We start from the raw sequence: 14,724 nt of genomic DNA on the forward strand, positions 1-14,724 counted from the left end.
TCTCCCCAGGGCCCGCATTGCGGTCCTCGTGCTGTGTCAGCGTTAAAAGTCCGGGTTGCGATCGTCGAGCGGCCGCGAAAACCGCGGTTCGGGTAGCTCGTTCCGAAATGCCAAGGATTGACTGGTTTTGGTTCCCCATCAACAATCCCAGAGAAGCTCCGGGACAACGCGTTGTTCTCGAATTCCAATTACCAGGCATTTCTCACTGCAAGGCCACGATGAATCCGCTCCAACAACAAGACCCCCAAATTTGGGACGCTATCCAGGACGAAGCCAGCCGTCAACGCGACGGGCTAGAAATGATTGCCAGTGAGAACTACACCAGTTTCGCGGTGATGCAGGCCGCCGGCAGCGTGCTGACCAACAAGTATGCCGAAGGCTACCCCGGTCGCCGCTATTATGGCGGTTGCGAACACGTCGATGTGGTCGAGTCGCTTGCAATCGAGCGTGCCAAGCAACTGTTCGGTGCCGAGGTGGCCAACGTCCAGCCACACAGCGGTTCCCAAGCCAACACGGCCGTCTACCTGTCGTGCCTGAAACCCGGTGACAAGGTGCTGGGACTCGATTTGGCCCAAGGCGGTCACTTGACGCACGGCATGAAGCTGAACATCAGCGGCCAGCTTTACGATTTCCACTCCTATGGCGTGACCCAAGACACGAATCGTTTGGATTTTGACCAGATCGCCTCGCTGGCTCGCGAACACAAACCGAAGCTGATCGTTGCCGGTGCGAGCGCCTACCCCCGCGAAATCCCCCACGACAAATTCGCCGAGATCGCCGAGGAAGTCGGCGCACGGCTGATGGTGGACATGGCTCACTACGCCGGATTGGTAGCAGCGAAGATTCACAACAGCCCGGTCGGGTTGGCCGATTATGTCACCACGACGACCCACAAGACGCTGCGCGGCCCCCGCGGCGGCTTGATCCTGTGCAAGGAAGAACATGCCAAACTGATCAATCGAAACGTCTTCCCCGGCACCCAGGGCGGTCCGCTGATGCACGTGATCGCGGGCAAGGCGGTGTGCTTCGCCGAAGCGTTGACCGAAGAGTATCGGACGTACGCCCAGGCCGTCGTGGACAATGCCAAAGTCCTGGCCGAAACGCTGCTCGCGGCAGGATTGCCCCTGGTCAGCGGCGGCACCGACAACCACCTGATGCTGGTCGATGTCACGTCGGTCGGCTTGGGCGGGAAAGTCGCCGAATCCGTTTTGGACAGCTGCGGGATCACCGTCAACATGAACATGATTCCTTTCGACAAACGCAAGCCGATGGATCCGTCTGGCATTCGAATCGGCACGCCCGCGTTGACCACGCGGGGCATGGGCGGCAACGAAATGCGTCGCATCGGTGCCTGGATCCACAGCGCCCTGTCCAACGCCGAAGACACCGAGCTGCATACCCGGATCCGCGGTGAAATTCGCGAAATGAGCGAGAGCTTTCCGGTTCCGGCGGATCAAGAGTCCCATGCGACGATCGCTTAGGCGGTCGTCGCAAGCCCGCCGCCGGGCGCCCCCACCCCGTCACTTCCATCGCCCCGACATCCCGCACGCTGACCATGACTGATCCGACCTTGCCGGAGGGAACTCATCGCATCCTGATCGCCGACGACAATGTCGCCAATCGCGAGTTGCTCGAAGCCTACTTGGCCGAGATCGATTGCGAAATCGAAACCTCCGTCGATGGTCAGGACACCCTCGACAAAATCGCCTCCTTCGAGCCCGACGTGGTGCTGTTGGATGTGATGATGCCGAAGCTGAGTGGTTTCGAGGTCTGTAAACAAATCAAAGACAACCCCGACACGTCACGGGTGATGGTCTTGATGGTCACGGCACTCAACGAACTGGGTGACATCGAACGCGCCGTCGCCGCCGGGACCGATGATTTCATGAGCAAACCGGTGCAAAAGGTCGAGTTGCTCAAGCGTGTCGAGAACATGCTCAAGCTCAAGGGCATGAACGATGAACTGAAGCGATTGCAACAGTACATCCAGGCGATGGAAGACGCCCAGCGAGCCAGTTGAGGATGGGCGGGGTCAGGGCGTGGCAAAACGATGGGGGCAAAACGATGGGGGCAAAACGATGGGGGCAAAACGATGGGGGCAAGGCGATGATGGCAGAATGATGGGGTGGCAGAATGATGATGAGCTGGTAGCCGAGTCGACAAAAACGTTGCCCTGATCCACCGCTCCCTGTCTCCCGCCACGCCCCTTCGCCGTCACTCATCATTATCGCCCCGAATCATTCCGCCTCCTTTCTTCTGGCGACGACCGTCGCGCGGACCGGCCCCGGGTAGCCTTCGATCGTCTTGGAGGAATCTTGCGGGTCCAGGAAATCGGCGAGCGACTGAAAGGTCATCCAGTCCGTTGAACGTTGTTCATTCGTGTCGGTCGGGGTGATATCAATGGTCTTGATGTCTTCGAAACCAGTCCGACGCAACCAGCGAAACAGCATCTCCAGCGAGGGGATGAACCAGACATTTCGCATCTGCGCGTAGCGGTCTTCCGGCACCAGCACGCTCGGCTGGTCGTCTTCAATGATCAGCGTCTCAAGCACCAGTTTGCCGTCGGGGACCAGGGCACCGGCCAGACTTCTCAAGTGATCGATCGGACTGGTCCGGTGATAGAGCACGCCGGCGGAAAACACGACGTCGAACGCGGCGAGTTTTTCGGGCAAATCGGTGTCGACCATCGGCAGCACGAAATGGCGACGTGGCCTGGTCTCGTATCGATCAAAGACTTGGAACTGCATCAAGAACCGCAGGATCGGGTCGAGCCCCATCACGATCGAAGCGCCCGCCTCCAGCATCCTCCAGCCGTAGTAGCCGTTGCCACAGCCCACGTCGAGCACCGACTTTAGCTTCAGATCGACGGCCCGAGCGATGCGATTCCATTTCCAATCGGACCGCCACTCGGTATCGATCGGCACCCCCAGAAACTCGAACGGGCCCTTCCGCCAGGGGTGAAACCGCATCAGGGTTTCGCGTAACGCGATGGGATCGCCGCCCGGGCCGACGACCCGCACCCGACCGTCGCTGTAGTCCAGCTGGCGACCTTGGCCAAACGGCAGGTCAGCCAGCGCGGCCACCCAGCGTTTCAGATCCCCGTTGGTGGGTTGGTCCAACCGCCGCGCACAGATTTCGGCAACGGAATCCGCAAAGGCATCGTGCCCGCGTTTTCGCAGCCATTGGTCCAGTGGCCGGCGATCGAACCAGTCGGGAAGCTGGGGGGTGTCGTTGGGCACTGGTTTCTTCACCATTCGCAAGAGTTGATGTCACCCTGCTGGCAGGGAGGGTGACTTCGGTTGTGTCGATACCAATGCTGCCGGGGAGGGTGACTGACGAGGCCACCGCCGGTTCAGCTGGGCGTCGATTTCACGGCCAGGATGGAGGCAAAATTGAAACATTGGAACCAGGGCGCGACGACGCCGAAACCGACGTCCTTCAGTCGATCCGTGTGCGTGGGGATCGATTCGGGGACCAGCGTGTTCTCCAGCGAAGTCCGTTTCTGGGCGATCTCCAGTTCGCTGTAACCGCAAGCGCGTTTGAAATCCAAGTGCAGATCGGTCAGCAGGGATTGCTGCCCGGGATCATCGAAGCACACCTTTTCACTGAGCAACAGGCCTCCGCCGGGCACCAGCGCATCGAAGCACGCTTGGAGCAATCGGTGACGCTTCGCCGCGGGGACAAATTGCAGCGTGAAATTCAGCACGATCATCGAGGCGTCGGACAGGGCGATGTCACAAAGATCGGCCAGATGAAGCTCGACATCACAGGCATCCGGGCCGCCGGATGCCTGGTCCAGTCGTTTCCGCAGCCGGTCGATCATCGCGGAGGAGTTGTCGACCGCATGAATCGTGACGTTCGATGGGGCCTGGTTGCGAATCAGCAGCGTCGCCGCACCGAGTGAGCAACCGAGGTCATAGACGTTGGTATCGGGGCGAACGAATCGGCCGGCCAACTGTTCGATGACCGAGAGGATGGACGCGTATCCGGGGACCGATCGCGAGATCATGTCGGGGAAAACGTCGGCAACATCGGCGTCGAACTGAAATTGCCCGACACGGTCACGCGGCAAGGAGTAGAGGTTGTCGCGAGACATCAGTCATCGCCACTGGCGCTCGGGGGTTTGAACGAGATTTCCTGCCATTTGATGCCCTTGTCCATCGGCTCAATCTGCATCTTCAAGAACCCATTTTGATACAGCCGGACGGTGCCGGTGGACTGGCTGACGACGATCGCGACGGCTTTGGTGCGACGTGTGATCGCGGCGGCCGCCCAGTGGCGTGACCCCAGGCCCTTGGACATGTTCAGATCTTCGTGCAGCACTTCCAACATTTGGCGGCTGCGTTCGATCGTCCCATCGGCATTGATCAGAAACGCACCGTCCAACTGGGAGAGTTCTTTGGCGTCTTCCTGAACCCTGGCGTCAAACAGGTTGCGTGATTTCTTGTTGTAGCCGCGGAACGGGTCGACACCACTATCGCTGGCATGTTTGAGCACGCTGCGGGTGTCGCCGACGACGAACAACGCCCCGACCGGTTTGCCTTCGCGGCCTTCGACACCGATCTGGACGCCCAGATCGACGACGACCTTCAACGTTTTTAGCGGGACGCTGCTTTCGAGTGATTGCAGGTCGCGTGTCGTCAGCCGACGCATGCGTTCGTCGAGTTTCAGATGACTGATGGAGTCCAGACGGCCGGAGGTGAATCCGCCATAGATCGCGACGATTTCGTCGTTCGGTTTGATGAACTCATCGGCAGCCGCTTCCAGCAGGGCGTGCTGCAAACGTTCCAACAGCGGTGCTTTTTCCTTGTTGAGCGCGACGGGTTTCAAGCCCGCTTCGGCGGCCCCATCCAATTCTTCGATCGAGTCGACGGCAACGACCAGGGGCTTTTCAAATTCATGCTTGCCCATCAGTTCGGCCAAACGCTGCCAATCGGTCGCCCCTTCGAGCAGCAACACGATCGCGTCGGCAGAAATCGCATTGACCAACGTGAACGCCGATATGAGCATCGCCGTGTTGTGTTTGGTCAATCGGAGAGTTGCCATAGCGCCGCAGAAATCAGAAGGGAGGGCAGGAAGCGTGGTCTCTAAACTGTAGCTCACCGTTAAAATCCCGCCCAGCCAGCGCGCGCGTTCCGCCCCGTTTTTTTCGGTTTACTCTGGCGGTCGGACACCACATCGCCGCATCAAATTTGGTCGAAGTCGTGGTTTGCGGTTAACGCACCGAGAGCCTAGACTCGACAGCATGAGTACGGCGCGAAAACACGAATTCATTTCGGTCCGAGACTACCTGACCGATGAGGAGCTTTCCGACCAGCGTCACGAATACGTCGCAGGGATCGTCTACGCCCAGGCCGGCGGGACCAATCGCCACAATGCGATCGCGACCAATGCGACCGTCGCGCTCGCCAACCGACTTCGGGGAACCGCCTGCCGGGCATTCAACTCGAATACCAAAGTGCGGATCCGAAACGCGACGGGCACACGCTTCTATTACCCTGATGCGATGGTCGTTTGCCGGTCGACCCCCCCGGGTGATTCCCACCAAGACGAGCCCGTGTTGATCGTCGAGGTCATCTCGGAGACCACTCGGCGGATCGACGAGGGCGAAAAACGCGAGGTCTATCTGGAGACTCCGTCGCTGGCCGGTTACGTGCTGGTCGAGCAGTCGTCGCCTTTGGCCGTCGTCTACCAGCGCGGCCGGCAAGTGGGTGGCGACCAGGGGTTTCAGCGATCGATCGCCAGCGGGCTTGATGGCGTGATCCAGATTGACGAGATGCCGCTGGGACTGACGCTGCGGGAATTCTATGAAGACGTGGAACTGGGGGAACCGGATTCCCCGGACCGATCATGAAACGGACCTTCTTGGTTTGCCGACGCCCGGGACAATTCGCGGCCACGCTGATCCCTGTCACCCTGATCACGTTGCTGACGTCGATCGGTTGCCGTGACCGATCGACACCGGCGGAACTGGCGGGGCAGGTGGAAGTCACGCCGGCTGCCGAAGTCGACTTTGCCGGCCAACTCGCCCGCGGGCGTTCCGGGCAATCCGATCGGATCGAACTGTCGCAAACGCCGATCGACGACAGTCAGCTGAAGGCCTTCACCAGCGGTGATGATTGGCTGGAAGTGCTGCAACTCGATGCGGGCGTGATCGGTGACGAGGGGATCGAGTCGATCGCCGCGTTGACCCAATTGTGGCACTTGCGATTGCGAAATTCGCCGGTGACCGATCGGGGGCTGAAGACGATTGCGCGGTGTCCTTCGATTCAGATCTTGAACCTGCCCCACTGCGACGCGACGGCCGATGGCGTCGCCGAGCTGGCGGCGTTGCCGGATCTACGCAACCTGCGTCTGGGTGGGGCGCGGCTGGGATCCGACACGGCCGCCTCGGTCGCTGGGATCAAAAGTTTGCGAAACGTGCATCTGATTGGTGTGCCGATCGACGACCAGGGATTGCGGCAGATCGCTTCGCTGCCCAAACTCCAGTCGCTCTATTTGGACGATAGCGCGGTGACGCAGTCGGGGTGGGACTGGTTGTTCGAAACACACCCGCGCCTGCACGTTCACGTCAACCAACAACATCTCGACCGTGTGAACCAGAATCATTGATGAACGACAGAATCCGGAAACTCAGTGGCCAGCTTTCGACGCTGCAAGCCGACGCGTTCTTGGTGACCAACGAGATCAACGTCACGTATTTGACCGGTTTTACTGGCGACAGTTCATCGCTGTTGGTGAAACCGACCGGCCAGTTGATGCTCAGTGACGGTCGTTACAAAGAGCAGCTCGAAGAAGAGTGCCCGGGATTGGCCGTTGAAATCAAGTCGCCGGCGGAAAAGCCGATCGATTTCTTCTGCCAGGTCGTGGCCGGATCCGGGGCGACTCGCATCGCGGTCGAGGCCGACCAGCTGACCGTTGCGCAGCTGAGCCAGTTCAGAAAGCACCTGCCCGATGTCGAATGGATCGAGACCTCGGGCGTGATTGTCGGTCATCGCATGATCAAAGATGCCGAAGAGATCGAGATCCTGCGCAGCGCGGTGCGGATCAACGAGCGGGCGCTCGAATCGATTTTGGCCAAACTGGGGCCGGACTGGACGGAACAGGAGATCGCCTACGAGCTGGAATCGACGATTCGGCGGCTGGGGGCGACCGGGTTCAGCTTTGAACCGATCATCGGTGCGGGGCCTGGGGGTGCGAAACCGCATTACCGCAGCACTCAGACGGTGATCGGCGATTATTCGACGCTGCTGGTCGACTGGGGCACCAAGCTGGGGGGCTACGCGAGCGACATGACCCGCAGTTTCCATTTCGGCAAACCACCGGCGCGTTTTTTATCCGCCTATGAAGCCGTCTTGGAATCGCAGCTTGCAGCGATTGATGCGATTCGTCCTGGCGTGGATGCGTCAAAAGTGGACGCGGCGGCGCGAAATGTCCTGAAAAAAGCTGGCTTGGATGAATACTTTGTGCACGGACTCGGCCACGGGGTGGGACTGGAAATCCATGAGATGCCGCGACTTTCGGCGGTCAGCGAGGACGTTCTTGCCCCAGGCATGGTGATCACGGTCGAGCCGGGCGTGTATTTTGGTGGCGAATTCGGAATCCGCATTGAGGATGACGTTTTGGTGACAGAGACTGGGCACGAGGTTCTCAGTCAAATGCCAAAGGGACTCGATGATTGTGGGCTGATCCTGTAAAACCTCGCCCAATCTTTTTTTTTCGCGATCGAGATAGGCATGAGCAAAGGCAAACAACCGGGCGACAACGTCTTCGATTTGGAACGCATCCGTGACATCGTGAAGCTGATGGAAGAGCACGATTTGACGGAGGTGGATTTGCAACAGGGTGACGACCGGATCAAACTCGGTCGCGGCGGTCCGGCGGCGGTTGCCCCGGCGGCGGCTCCGGTACCGGCGGCCCCCGCGGCAGCGGCTCCGGTTGCATCGGCAGCGGTCGACGACGGATCCATCACCATCAACGCGCCGATGGTCGGGACGTTCTATTCCAAGGCGAACCCCGAGGCCGAACCGTTCGTCCAAGTGGGACAGATGGTCAGCCCTGACACGATCGTCTGCATCGTCGAGGCGATGAAGGTGTTCAATGAGATCCCCGCTGAATGCAGCGGCAAGGTCCTCGAAGTCCTGGTGGCCGACCAACAAGCGGTCGATTTCGGAAAGCCGATGTTCCGGATTCAACCCAACCCCTAGTCAATCACCTCGGCCCTTCAGTCATCGCGTCGGCCCATCGCCACCGGGTCGCCGGGGTGCCAACCGTCGGATTCAACGCGACCGCGATTGCCCAGGTCGCTGCGCCGCACCACCTCCGGGTACGTCAGAGAAAGCTGTGTTTGAGAAAGTATTGATCGCCAACCGCGGCGAAATTGCGGTTCGAATCATCCGCGCGTGCCGCGAGATGGGTATTCAATCCGTCGCCGTGTATAGCACCGCCGACGCCGATTCGATGCACGTCCAGTTGGCCGACGAAGCGTATTGCGTGGGCGGACCGAAAAGCTCCGAAAGCTACCTGAAGATCGACCAGATCATTGCGGCGGCCGAGGTCAGCAATGTCGACGCGATTCACCCCGGCTATGGGTTCCTGGCCGAGAACGCGCATTTTAATGAAGTCTGCCGCGAGAGCGGTTTTGAATTCATCGGCCCGAGTCCGGCGGCGATGGAGAAGTTGGGCGACAAAAACACCGCCCGCTCGATGGCGATTGCCAGCGATGTCCCCGTGGTACCCGGCAGCGATGGACTGATCGAAGACGACAAGGCGGCGATCACGACGGCCAACAAGATCGGATTTCCGGTTCTGATCAAGGCCACCGCCGGCGGTGGCGGCAAGGGGATGCGGGTCGCGGAAAACGCCGAAGCGTTGGAAAAAGCGCTCTCGCAAGCTCGCACCGAAGCTCAAGCGGCGTTCGGCAATGGCGGCGTCTACCTGGAACGTTACATCGGCTCCCCACGCCATGTTGAAGTCCAAGTGATTGCCGACCATCACGGCCATGTTTGCCACCTGTTCGAACGGGATTGCAGTGTCCAGCGTCGACACCAGAAACTGATCGAAGAAGCCCCCAGCCCGAATCTGCCCGACGAAAAGCGAAAGGCGATTTGCGACGCCGCCGTCCGCATGATTCGTGGTGCCGATTACAGCAATGCCGGAACGGTTGAATTTATCGTCGACCAGAACGACGACTTTTTCTTCATCGAGGTCAACGCGCGGATCCAGGTCGAGCACCCGGTGACCGAAATGATCACGGGCATCGATCTGATCAAGGAACAGATCCGCGTCGCCGCCGGTGAGGAACTGTCGTTCACCCAAGATCAGATCGTCGTCACCGGACACGCACTCGAGTGCCGCATCAACGCGGAGAACCCCGACAAGAACTTCATGCCCAACCCCGGAACGATCACGAAGTTCTATGCCCCCGGTGGCCTCGGCGTGCGATTCGATTCGCACGTCTACGGCGGCTACACCGTTCCGCCGCACTACGACTCCATGATCGGCAAACTGATCGTGCATCGCCCGACGCGTGCAGAGGCGATTGCGACGATGCGACGCGCGTTGGCCGAAATCCAAACCGAGGGAATTTCGACCACGGCCAGCTTCCACGACAAGGTGCTTCAGCATCCCGAGTTCGTTTCAGGCAAGCACGACACCAAATTCGTCGAACGCGAATTCACGGGCAAATAGTCTCTTGGAAAACGCACTGATCGGATGGCTGATTGCATTGGCGGTGATTCCACCGATGGCGATCAGTCTGGTCAGTCTGTATCCGGTGCGTCGCAACGCCGTGCGGCTCGGCTTGGTCGCCGAACCGGTCGGCCATAGTACCCACACCCGTACGACGCCCCTGGGCGGCGGCATCGGTATCTGGTTGGGGATCATGATCCCCATGACGCTCGGCACCGCGTTGGTCTTGTTTTCCAATCGCATGCCGATGGTCGCCGGCGCGCTGCCCGAATCGATCGTGGGCTATTTCGACGGCATCTCTTCGCGTCTGCCGCAGCTCTGGTGGTTGCTCGGTTCGGCCACGGTGCTGTTTGCACTGGGGATTTGGGACGATCGTCGCGGCGCCCCCGTGCTGTTGCGGTTGGGCGTCGAATTCGCGGTCGCGGCGTTCGTGGTGTATTACTTGGATTTCGGATTCACGGCATTCATCGGCGCGGCCTGGCTGACCAAGTTGTTGTCGGTGGTTTGGATCGTGGCGGTGATCAACTCGTTCAACATGCTGGACAACATGGATGCGCTCAGCGGAGGGGTGGCCGCGATCATTGCCACCGCGATGGCTGCGGTGATGCTGACCACGCCGAGCCCTGGTTCGACCGAGCCGCAGCTGTTCGTCGCCGGATTGCTGTTGTCGGTTGCCGGATCGCTGCTGGGATTTTTGTGGCACAACCGCCCGCCGGCAAAGATTTTCATGGGTGACGGGGGCAGTTATCTGGTCGGTTTTTTGATCGCCGTTTCGATGTTGATGGCCACCTTCGCCAGCCCGCCGCGTCCGCACGCGGTGCTCGCGCCGCTGTGCGTGATGGCGATCCCGATGTACGACATGACCACCGTGCTCTGGATTCGCATCCGCGAAGGCCGTAGCGTGTTCGTGGGAGACCGCAGCCATTTTTCGCATCGGCTCGTTGACTTGGGGCTTTCACGAACCCAAGCCGTTCTGACCATTCACCTGGTCACGGCGACCTGCGGATTGGCGGCGTTGTTGCTCGTGCACGTCAGTGTGCTACAAGCGGTCGCGGTGCTGGGAATCGTTGCCTGTATGTTGTTGTTGGTCGTGATTTTGGAATCGACCGGATGGCAAAAACAAAGCAACGACTAAAACCGCGAAAACCGCCGTCCGCCGAAGCGGTCGCGTCCTCGCCGCCGCCACCCTCGTCGCCGCAGACCGGTGAGCGTCTGACGGGCGAGACTCCGATGTGGGCGATCTGGTGTCGACGGCTTGCCGCCGCCGCGTTGGGCGGGCAAGTGATCTATGCGGCCTACTTCCCCAGCGATAGTGTGCTGGTTGAATCCGGCGATGCGCTGTGGTTTTGCGCGCTGTCGCTGATCGTGTGGACGCTGACGATGGCGACCCAGCCCTACACCGGAGCGTTCCGGGCACCGGGCGCGGCCGAGAATCCACGTTCGATCTCGGCGCTCTTCGGCAATGGATTGACCGTGGATGTCTTGGTCTGGACGCTGGCGGCTTGGATGATGATCGCGGCGCTGGCGTCCTGCCCACCGGGGAATCTGCGTCAAGCGACCAATGAAGCTTGGGTCTGGATTGCCGCGGCAGCCGTTTTGACCGCAGCGCGACGCTTGCTGGTCGATCGCCCCAATCGGGCTGCACTGTTCTCGCTGTGCTGTGCCGTCGCGACGGGCATGGCGGTGCACGCGTTGCATCAGCAATGGATCAGTCTGCCCCAGATCCGGGCCGACTACCTGGCCGACCCCGACGCCGTGCTACGTTCCGCAGGCGTCGACGCACCGGCCGGATCGGCACAGCGGATGGTGTTTGCCAACCGTTTGCTCGACGGCGGACCGACGGCCACGTTCGCGTTGGCCAATTCGCTGGCGGCGGTGTTGCTGGTCGCCGTGTTGCCGCCACTGGCCATGCTCCGCGGCGGCGGCGTTGCGAATCAATCGAGGGTCAACTCCCGGTCAGGCTGGTCTCGCGCGTTGTTGGTCCTTCTATCGGTGCTCGGCGTTGCAGCGCTATTTGCCACCCGCAGCCGCAGCGCGTTGGTCGCGTGCCTGTTGGCCGGCCTGTGGATCTGGATTCGCGGTGGGCGGTCCGGCGAAGTCAAAGGCGTCAAGCTGCTTGCCGGCGCTGCGCTGTTGGCTCTCTCGATCAGCGGCGTCGTTCTGGTTGCCCTGCTGCTGTGGGGCGACGACGAGTGGATGGCCGCGGCGCCGGCATCGCTTGAATTTCGCTTGCAGTACTGGAAAGCGACGGCGCGATTGCTGTGGGATCATCCCATCGTGGGAGCCGGTCCGGGCGGGTTCCAGGCGATGTATCTCCGCTATCGGCTACCGATCGCCAACGAGTCGATCGCCGACCCGCACAACTTTTTGTTCGAGACGTTGGCAGCCGGCGGTTTGATCGGCGGCTTGTTGTTCGTGTTGGCATCGATCGCCTGCCTGGTGACGTGTCGCCGCACCGCGACAGATGCCGGCACTGAGAATGCCGGCACTGCGGACGGGGCTGCTGGGACGGACGCAAGTGATGATCTGCGAGCAGACAGCTTGGGGGGCGAAACGCATGTCGTATCGCGATGGATGATCGGCGGTGCCTGCGCGTCACTGGGATTGGTTTGGAGCCTTGCCTTGATTTCGGGTCAGCTGCCGGACCTGCAGGCCAGTGTGTTTGCCGTGCCGGTCGCCGTCGCGGCGGGATGGCTGACGCATCGATCGTTGCGGCGTCTGTCGACCGTGCAGCTGCGTCTGCTGGGCGGTTCGATCCTATTGGCAATGATGACCCACCTGACCGTCTCCGGCGGCTGGACGGTTCCCGGCGTGGCGATGGTGATCTGGTTGGCCACCGGTTCGCTCTGCACCGTCGGCCGACCGAGTGATTGCGGCACCCCGGCGGAGGCGACTGCGGCGGAGGCGACTGCGGCGGGCGAAGGCAAGCGGCGCGGGAAATCGGCACTGGTTGCCTGGAGTGTCGGCGCGGTTTTGTTGCTGTGCCTTCGATTCGAATCGATCATCCCCGTCCAGCAGTCCCAGCTCGCCCTGCTACGTGCCGAGGATGCGGCGCGGCGCGGGGTGCTTTCCCGGGTGGAGTCGGAGAGTCGTCGCGCGGTGGAAGCCGACGACTGGGGATTTGAGGCCCCGCGTTGGCGTTCGGAATTCTTGCGTGGCCGGCTGGTGGAACTTGGCAATGATCCGGCCGTTCGCGCGGAGTGGGTCGTCTCGCTGACGACCTCGCTGGATCGGGCGGGTGTGAACCCGACGATGTTGCGGGCGGCCGGCGAGCAATACCTGCACCTGTATCAATGTTTCGGTCAAACGGCCGATCTGGAATCCGCCGAACGGCTGATCTCGCTGGCCTTGGAAAACAGTCCGACCGATTTGTCGCTGGTCGCCCAAGCCGCGATGATCGCCCACGAACGTTCCGACCTGACGCGGGCGCGTGAATTGGCCGAGCAGGCACGGTGGTTGTCGGCGTTAGGCGGCAATGTCGTCCGCGATTTAGGATTGCAGCAGATTTTGGTGGTTGAAAAAATCGGTCTGCCCGCTCGGCGGCGTCCGATCGGGGCATCGATCAAGGATCGATTTCGCCAGCGACTTGGCGGCTCCGGCGAACCAGATTCGCAGCCAAACCGTAACAACGAAACCTCGAAATAGAGAATCTCGTCGAATAGGTTTGATCGTGAATAAATTTTGGCTCTTGCTCGGTCTCGCGTTTGTCATCGGAACCACCGGTGCTTGGACGATGAACTACATGGAATACGGCCACCGTGAGGCGTATTTCGGTGAAATCACGATGGACGGCAGTGTGACGGCCGATAACGTGATGGCAAAGCTGAAGGAATATCACAGCGATTCGGCTGCCCGCGCCGAGTTGGCCGGAGCGCCGACGCACGATTTCGGTGCGATGTCACCCAATTCCAAGGGGTCTCACCAATTCATCGTCAAGAATGTCGGCGATGGCGTGCTGCGTTTGGAGCTCGGAGCGTCGACGTGCAAATGTACACTCGGGTCTTTGAAGAACAACGAACTGGCTCCCGGTGAATCCACACCGGTGGAACTGGAGTGGACCGTTTCGGGCGATAAAACGACGTTTGAGCAATCGGCGGAACTGCGAACCAACGATCCGTTGCAGCCCGCGATTCGTCTGGTGGTTCAAGGCCTGGTGATCAGCGACATCGAATTCGATCCGAAGCAGATTGCCTTCGGTGAGGTGCCGGCTGCCGAACCGTTCGAATTCTCGACCAAGATGTACAACTATTACGCCACGAACATTGAGCCCCTCTCGGCCAAATTTGGCAGCGAGGAGCTGACGAAGCTGTCCGAGGTCGAGTTTGAGCCCTTTGAAGTGACCGAAGCCGATGGCGCTCACCAAAACGCACGTCAAGGATTTCGCGTCAACGTGCGTGTCAAACCCGGCTTACGACAGGGGCCGCTGGTCACCAATCTCCAGGTGAGCTTCAAGAAACTCAGCGACGAATCGAGTGACAGCGCGGCGGACAGTCAGACGGATCCCGAAGCGTCCGAGGACACCTACGTTGCGGTCGCCGAGTGCGCCGGTCGGGTGATGGGGGCGCTGACGATCATCGAGTCGTCTGCCATGAAGAGCACCGACGGCGGGGGGTACATTTGGAGCCTGGGCCGTTTGGGCGGCAATGACGATCTTGAGAAAAAATGTCTTGTGGTACTCAAGGGTAGCGAGAAAGACTCGACAAACCTTACGATTGGGGAGACTTACCCAAGCGACGTGATTGAGGCAAAGTTTGCCGCGCCACTGGGCAAAGGCCAAATGAGGCTTTTCCCGCTCGTTCTGACGCTAAAACCCGGCGAACAGACAATCGACTTGCTGGGTAAAAACAAGGACGACTTCGGTTGGCTATGGATAGAGTCCGATAATCCGAAGGTGAGCCGCATGAAAGTGGCTATAAAAGTTTTAATCGAACCGAGACCCTAGCCTCCGTCGCAGCCCGGCTGCGGCAAATCTTCGGATGGTGTTGTGAAACCTATAGTCCACTTCCTGTCGACGTGTTTTCCGCTCCCCAGCCC

At 60.4% G+C, this 14,724-nt stretch carries 13 protein-coding genes; 10 read left to right on the plus strand and 3 right to left on the minus strand.

The genetic code is table 11. The features are described 5' to 3' along the window. Positions 1-218 precede the first annotated feature (218 nt). Positions 219-1,481 (plus strand): serine hydroxymethyltransferase, encoded by a 1,263-nt coding sequence (locus tag NZK35_RS16455; RefSeq protein WP_259633623.1) that lies wholly within the window; start codon positions 219-221, stop codon positions 1,479-1,481. A gap of 74 nt (positions 1,482-1,555) precedes the next feature. Beyond that, entirely contained in the window at positions 1,556-2,020 is a 465-nt protein-coding gene (locus NZK35_RS16460; RefSeq protein ID WP_259633624.1) for a response regulator, read from the plus strand. A 217-nt stretch (positions 2,021-2,237) separates the two neighbouring features. Here NZK35_RS16460 and cmoB read toward each other — a convergent pair whose 3' ends face one another. The 3 genes from cmoB to NZK35_RS16475 form a co-directional block, all read right to left on the minus strand. Continuing rightward, positions 2,238-3,254, minus strand: a complete 1,017-nt coding sequence (gene cmoB / locus NZK35_RS16465) for a tRNA 5-methoxyuridine(34)/uridine 5-oxyacetic acid(34) synthase CmoB (RefSeq protein WP_259633625.1) — start codon at positions 3,252-3,254, stop codon at positions 2,238-2,240. Between the two features lie 98 nt (positions 3,255-3,352). Further along, the gene (gene cmoA / locus NZK35_RS16470) at positions 3,353-4,096 is read right to left on the minus strand and encodes a carboxy-S-adenosyl-L-methionine synthase CmoA (protein WP_259633626.1); all 744 of its coding nucleotides are present in this window, start codon (positions 4,094-4,096) and stop codon (positions 3,353-3,355) included. Beyond that, positions 4,096-5,046 carry a DNA integrity scanning protein DisA nucleotide-binding domain protein gene (locus NZK35_RS16475; protein ID WP_259633627.1) on the minus strand — a complete coding sequence of 317 codons (951 nt, stop codon included), beginning with the start codon at positions 5,044-5,046 and terminating at the stop codon, positions 4,096-4,098. Before NZK35_RS16475 ends, cmoA begins: the two co-directional genes overlap by 1 nt. A gap of 199 nt (positions 5,047-5,245) precedes the next feature. On the opposite strand from NZK35_RS16475, the gene NZK35_RS16480 reads away from it, so the two are divergent. The 8 genes from NZK35_RS16480 to NZK35_RS16515 all read left to right on the plus strand — a co-directional run bounded on the left by NZK35_RS16480 (position 5,246) and on the right by NZK35_RS16515 (position 14,632). Beyond that, positions 5,246-5,854 carry a Uma2 family endonuclease gene (locus NZK35_RS16480; RefSeq protein ID WP_259633628.1) on the plus strand — a complete coding sequence of 203 codons (609 nt, stop codon included), beginning with the start codon at positions 5,246-5,248 and terminating at the stop codon, positions 5,852-5,854. Then, complete coding sequence (locus tag NZK35_RS16485; protein ID WP_259633629.1) at positions 5,851-6,612, plus strand: leucine-rich repeat domain-containing protein; 762 nt, start codon at positions 5,851-5,853, stop codon at positions 6,610-6,612. The genes NZK35_RS16480 and NZK35_RS16485 overlap by 4 nt, the downstream gene beginning before the upstream one ends. Then, positions 6,612-7,697, plus strand: coding sequence for a M24 family metallopeptidase (locus NZK35_RS16490; protein ID WP_259633630.1), 1,086 nt, complete (start codon positions 6,612-6,614; stop codon positions 7,695-7,697). The genes NZK35_RS16485 and NZK35_RS16490 overlap by 1 nt, the downstream gene beginning before the upstream one ends. Before the next feature lie 39 nt (positions 7,698-7,736). Beyond that, positions 7,737-8,207, plus strand: a complete 471-nt coding sequence (gene accB, locus NZK35_RS16495; protein WP_259633631.1) for an acetyl-CoA carboxylase biotin carboxyl carrier protein — start codon at positions 7,737-7,739, stop codon at positions 8,205-8,207. Between the two features lie 136 nt (positions 8,208-8,343). Continuing rightward, positions 8,344-9,690: an acetyl-CoA carboxylase biotin carboxylase subunit gene (gene accC / locus NZK35_RS16500; protein ID WP_259633632.1), complete on the plus strand. Its 1,347-nt coding sequence runs from the start codon at positions 8,344-8,346 to the stop codon at positions 9,688-9,690. 55 nt (positions 9,691-9,745) lie between these two features. Beyond that, positions 9,746-10,825, plus strand: a complete 1,080-nt coding sequence (locus tag NZK35_RS16505; RefSeq protein WP_407699801.1) for an MraY family glycosyltransferase — start codon at positions 9,746-9,748, stop codon at positions 10,823-10,825. Further along, entirely contained in the window at positions 10,801-13,335 is a 2,535-nt protein-coding gene (locus NZK35_RS16510) for an O-antigen ligase family protein (RefSeq protein ID WP_259633634.1), read from the plus strand. Before NZK35_RS16505 ends, NZK35_RS16510 begins: the two co-directional genes overlap by 25 nt. A 25-nt stretch (positions 13,336-13,360) precedes the next feature. Further along, positions 13,361-14,632 (plus strand): DUF1573 domain-containing protein, encoded by a 1,272-nt coding sequence (locus tag NZK35_RS16515; RefSeq protein ID WP_259633635.1) that lies wholly within the window; start codon positions 13,361-13,363, stop codon positions 14,630-14,632. Positions 14,633-14,724: the final 92 nt, after the last annotated feature.

It is taken from the genome of Stieleria sedimenti, assembly GCF_025060895.1.
Lineage (GTDB): Bacteria > Planctomycetota > Planctomycetia > Pirellulales > Pirellulaceae > Stieleria > Stieleria sedimenti.

What these genes read in the sequence shown, in the direction of transcription:
- NZK35_RS16510 (WP_259633634.1), top strand. Translation starts at nt 10,801, where the DNA reads ATGGCAAAAACAAAGCAACGACTAAAACCGCGAAAACCGCCGTCCGCC.
- NZK35_RS16460 (WP_259633624.1), top strand. Translation starts at nt 1,556, where the DNA reads ATGACTGATCCGACCTTGCCGGAGGGAACTCATCGCATCCTGATCGCC.
- NZK35_RS16480 (WP_259633628.1), top strand. Translation starts at nt 5,246, where the DNA reads ATGAGTACGGCGCGAAAACACGAATTCATTTCGGTCCGAGACTACCTG.
- NZK35_RS16455 (WP_259633623.1), top strand. Translation starts at nt 219, where the DNA reads ATGAATCCGCTCCAACAACAAGACCCCCAAATTTGGGACGCTATCCAG.
- cmoB (WP_259633625.1), bottom strand. Translation starts at nt 3,254, where the DNA reads ATGGTGAAGAAACCAGTGCCCAACGACACCCCCCAGCTTCCCGACTGG.
- NZK35_RS16475 (WP_259633627.1), bottom strand. Translation starts at nt 5,046, where the DNA reads ATGGCAACTCTCCGATTGACCAAACACAACACGGCGATGCTCATATCG.
- NZK35_RS16490 (WP_259633630.1), top strand. Translation starts at nt 6,612, where the DNA reads ATGAACGACAGAATCCGGAAACTCAGTGGCCAGCTTTCGACGCTGCAA.
- cmoA (WP_259633626.1), bottom strand. Translation starts at nt 4,096, where the DNA reads ATGTCTCGCGACAACCTCTACTCCTTGCCGCGTGACCGTGTCGGGCAA.
- NZK35_RS16505 (WP_407699801.1), top strand. Translation starts at nt 9,746, where the DNA reads ATGGCGATCAGTCTGGTCAGTCTGTATCCGGTGCGTCGCAACGCCGTG.
- NZK35_RS16485 (WP_259633629.1), top strand. Translation starts at nt 5,851, where the DNA reads ATGAAACGGACCTTCTTGGTTTGCCGACGCCCGGGACAATTCGCGGCC.
- accB (WP_259633631.1), top strand. Translation starts at nt 7,737, where the DNA reads ATGAGCAAAGGCAAACAACCGGGCGACAACGTCTTCGATTTGGAACGC.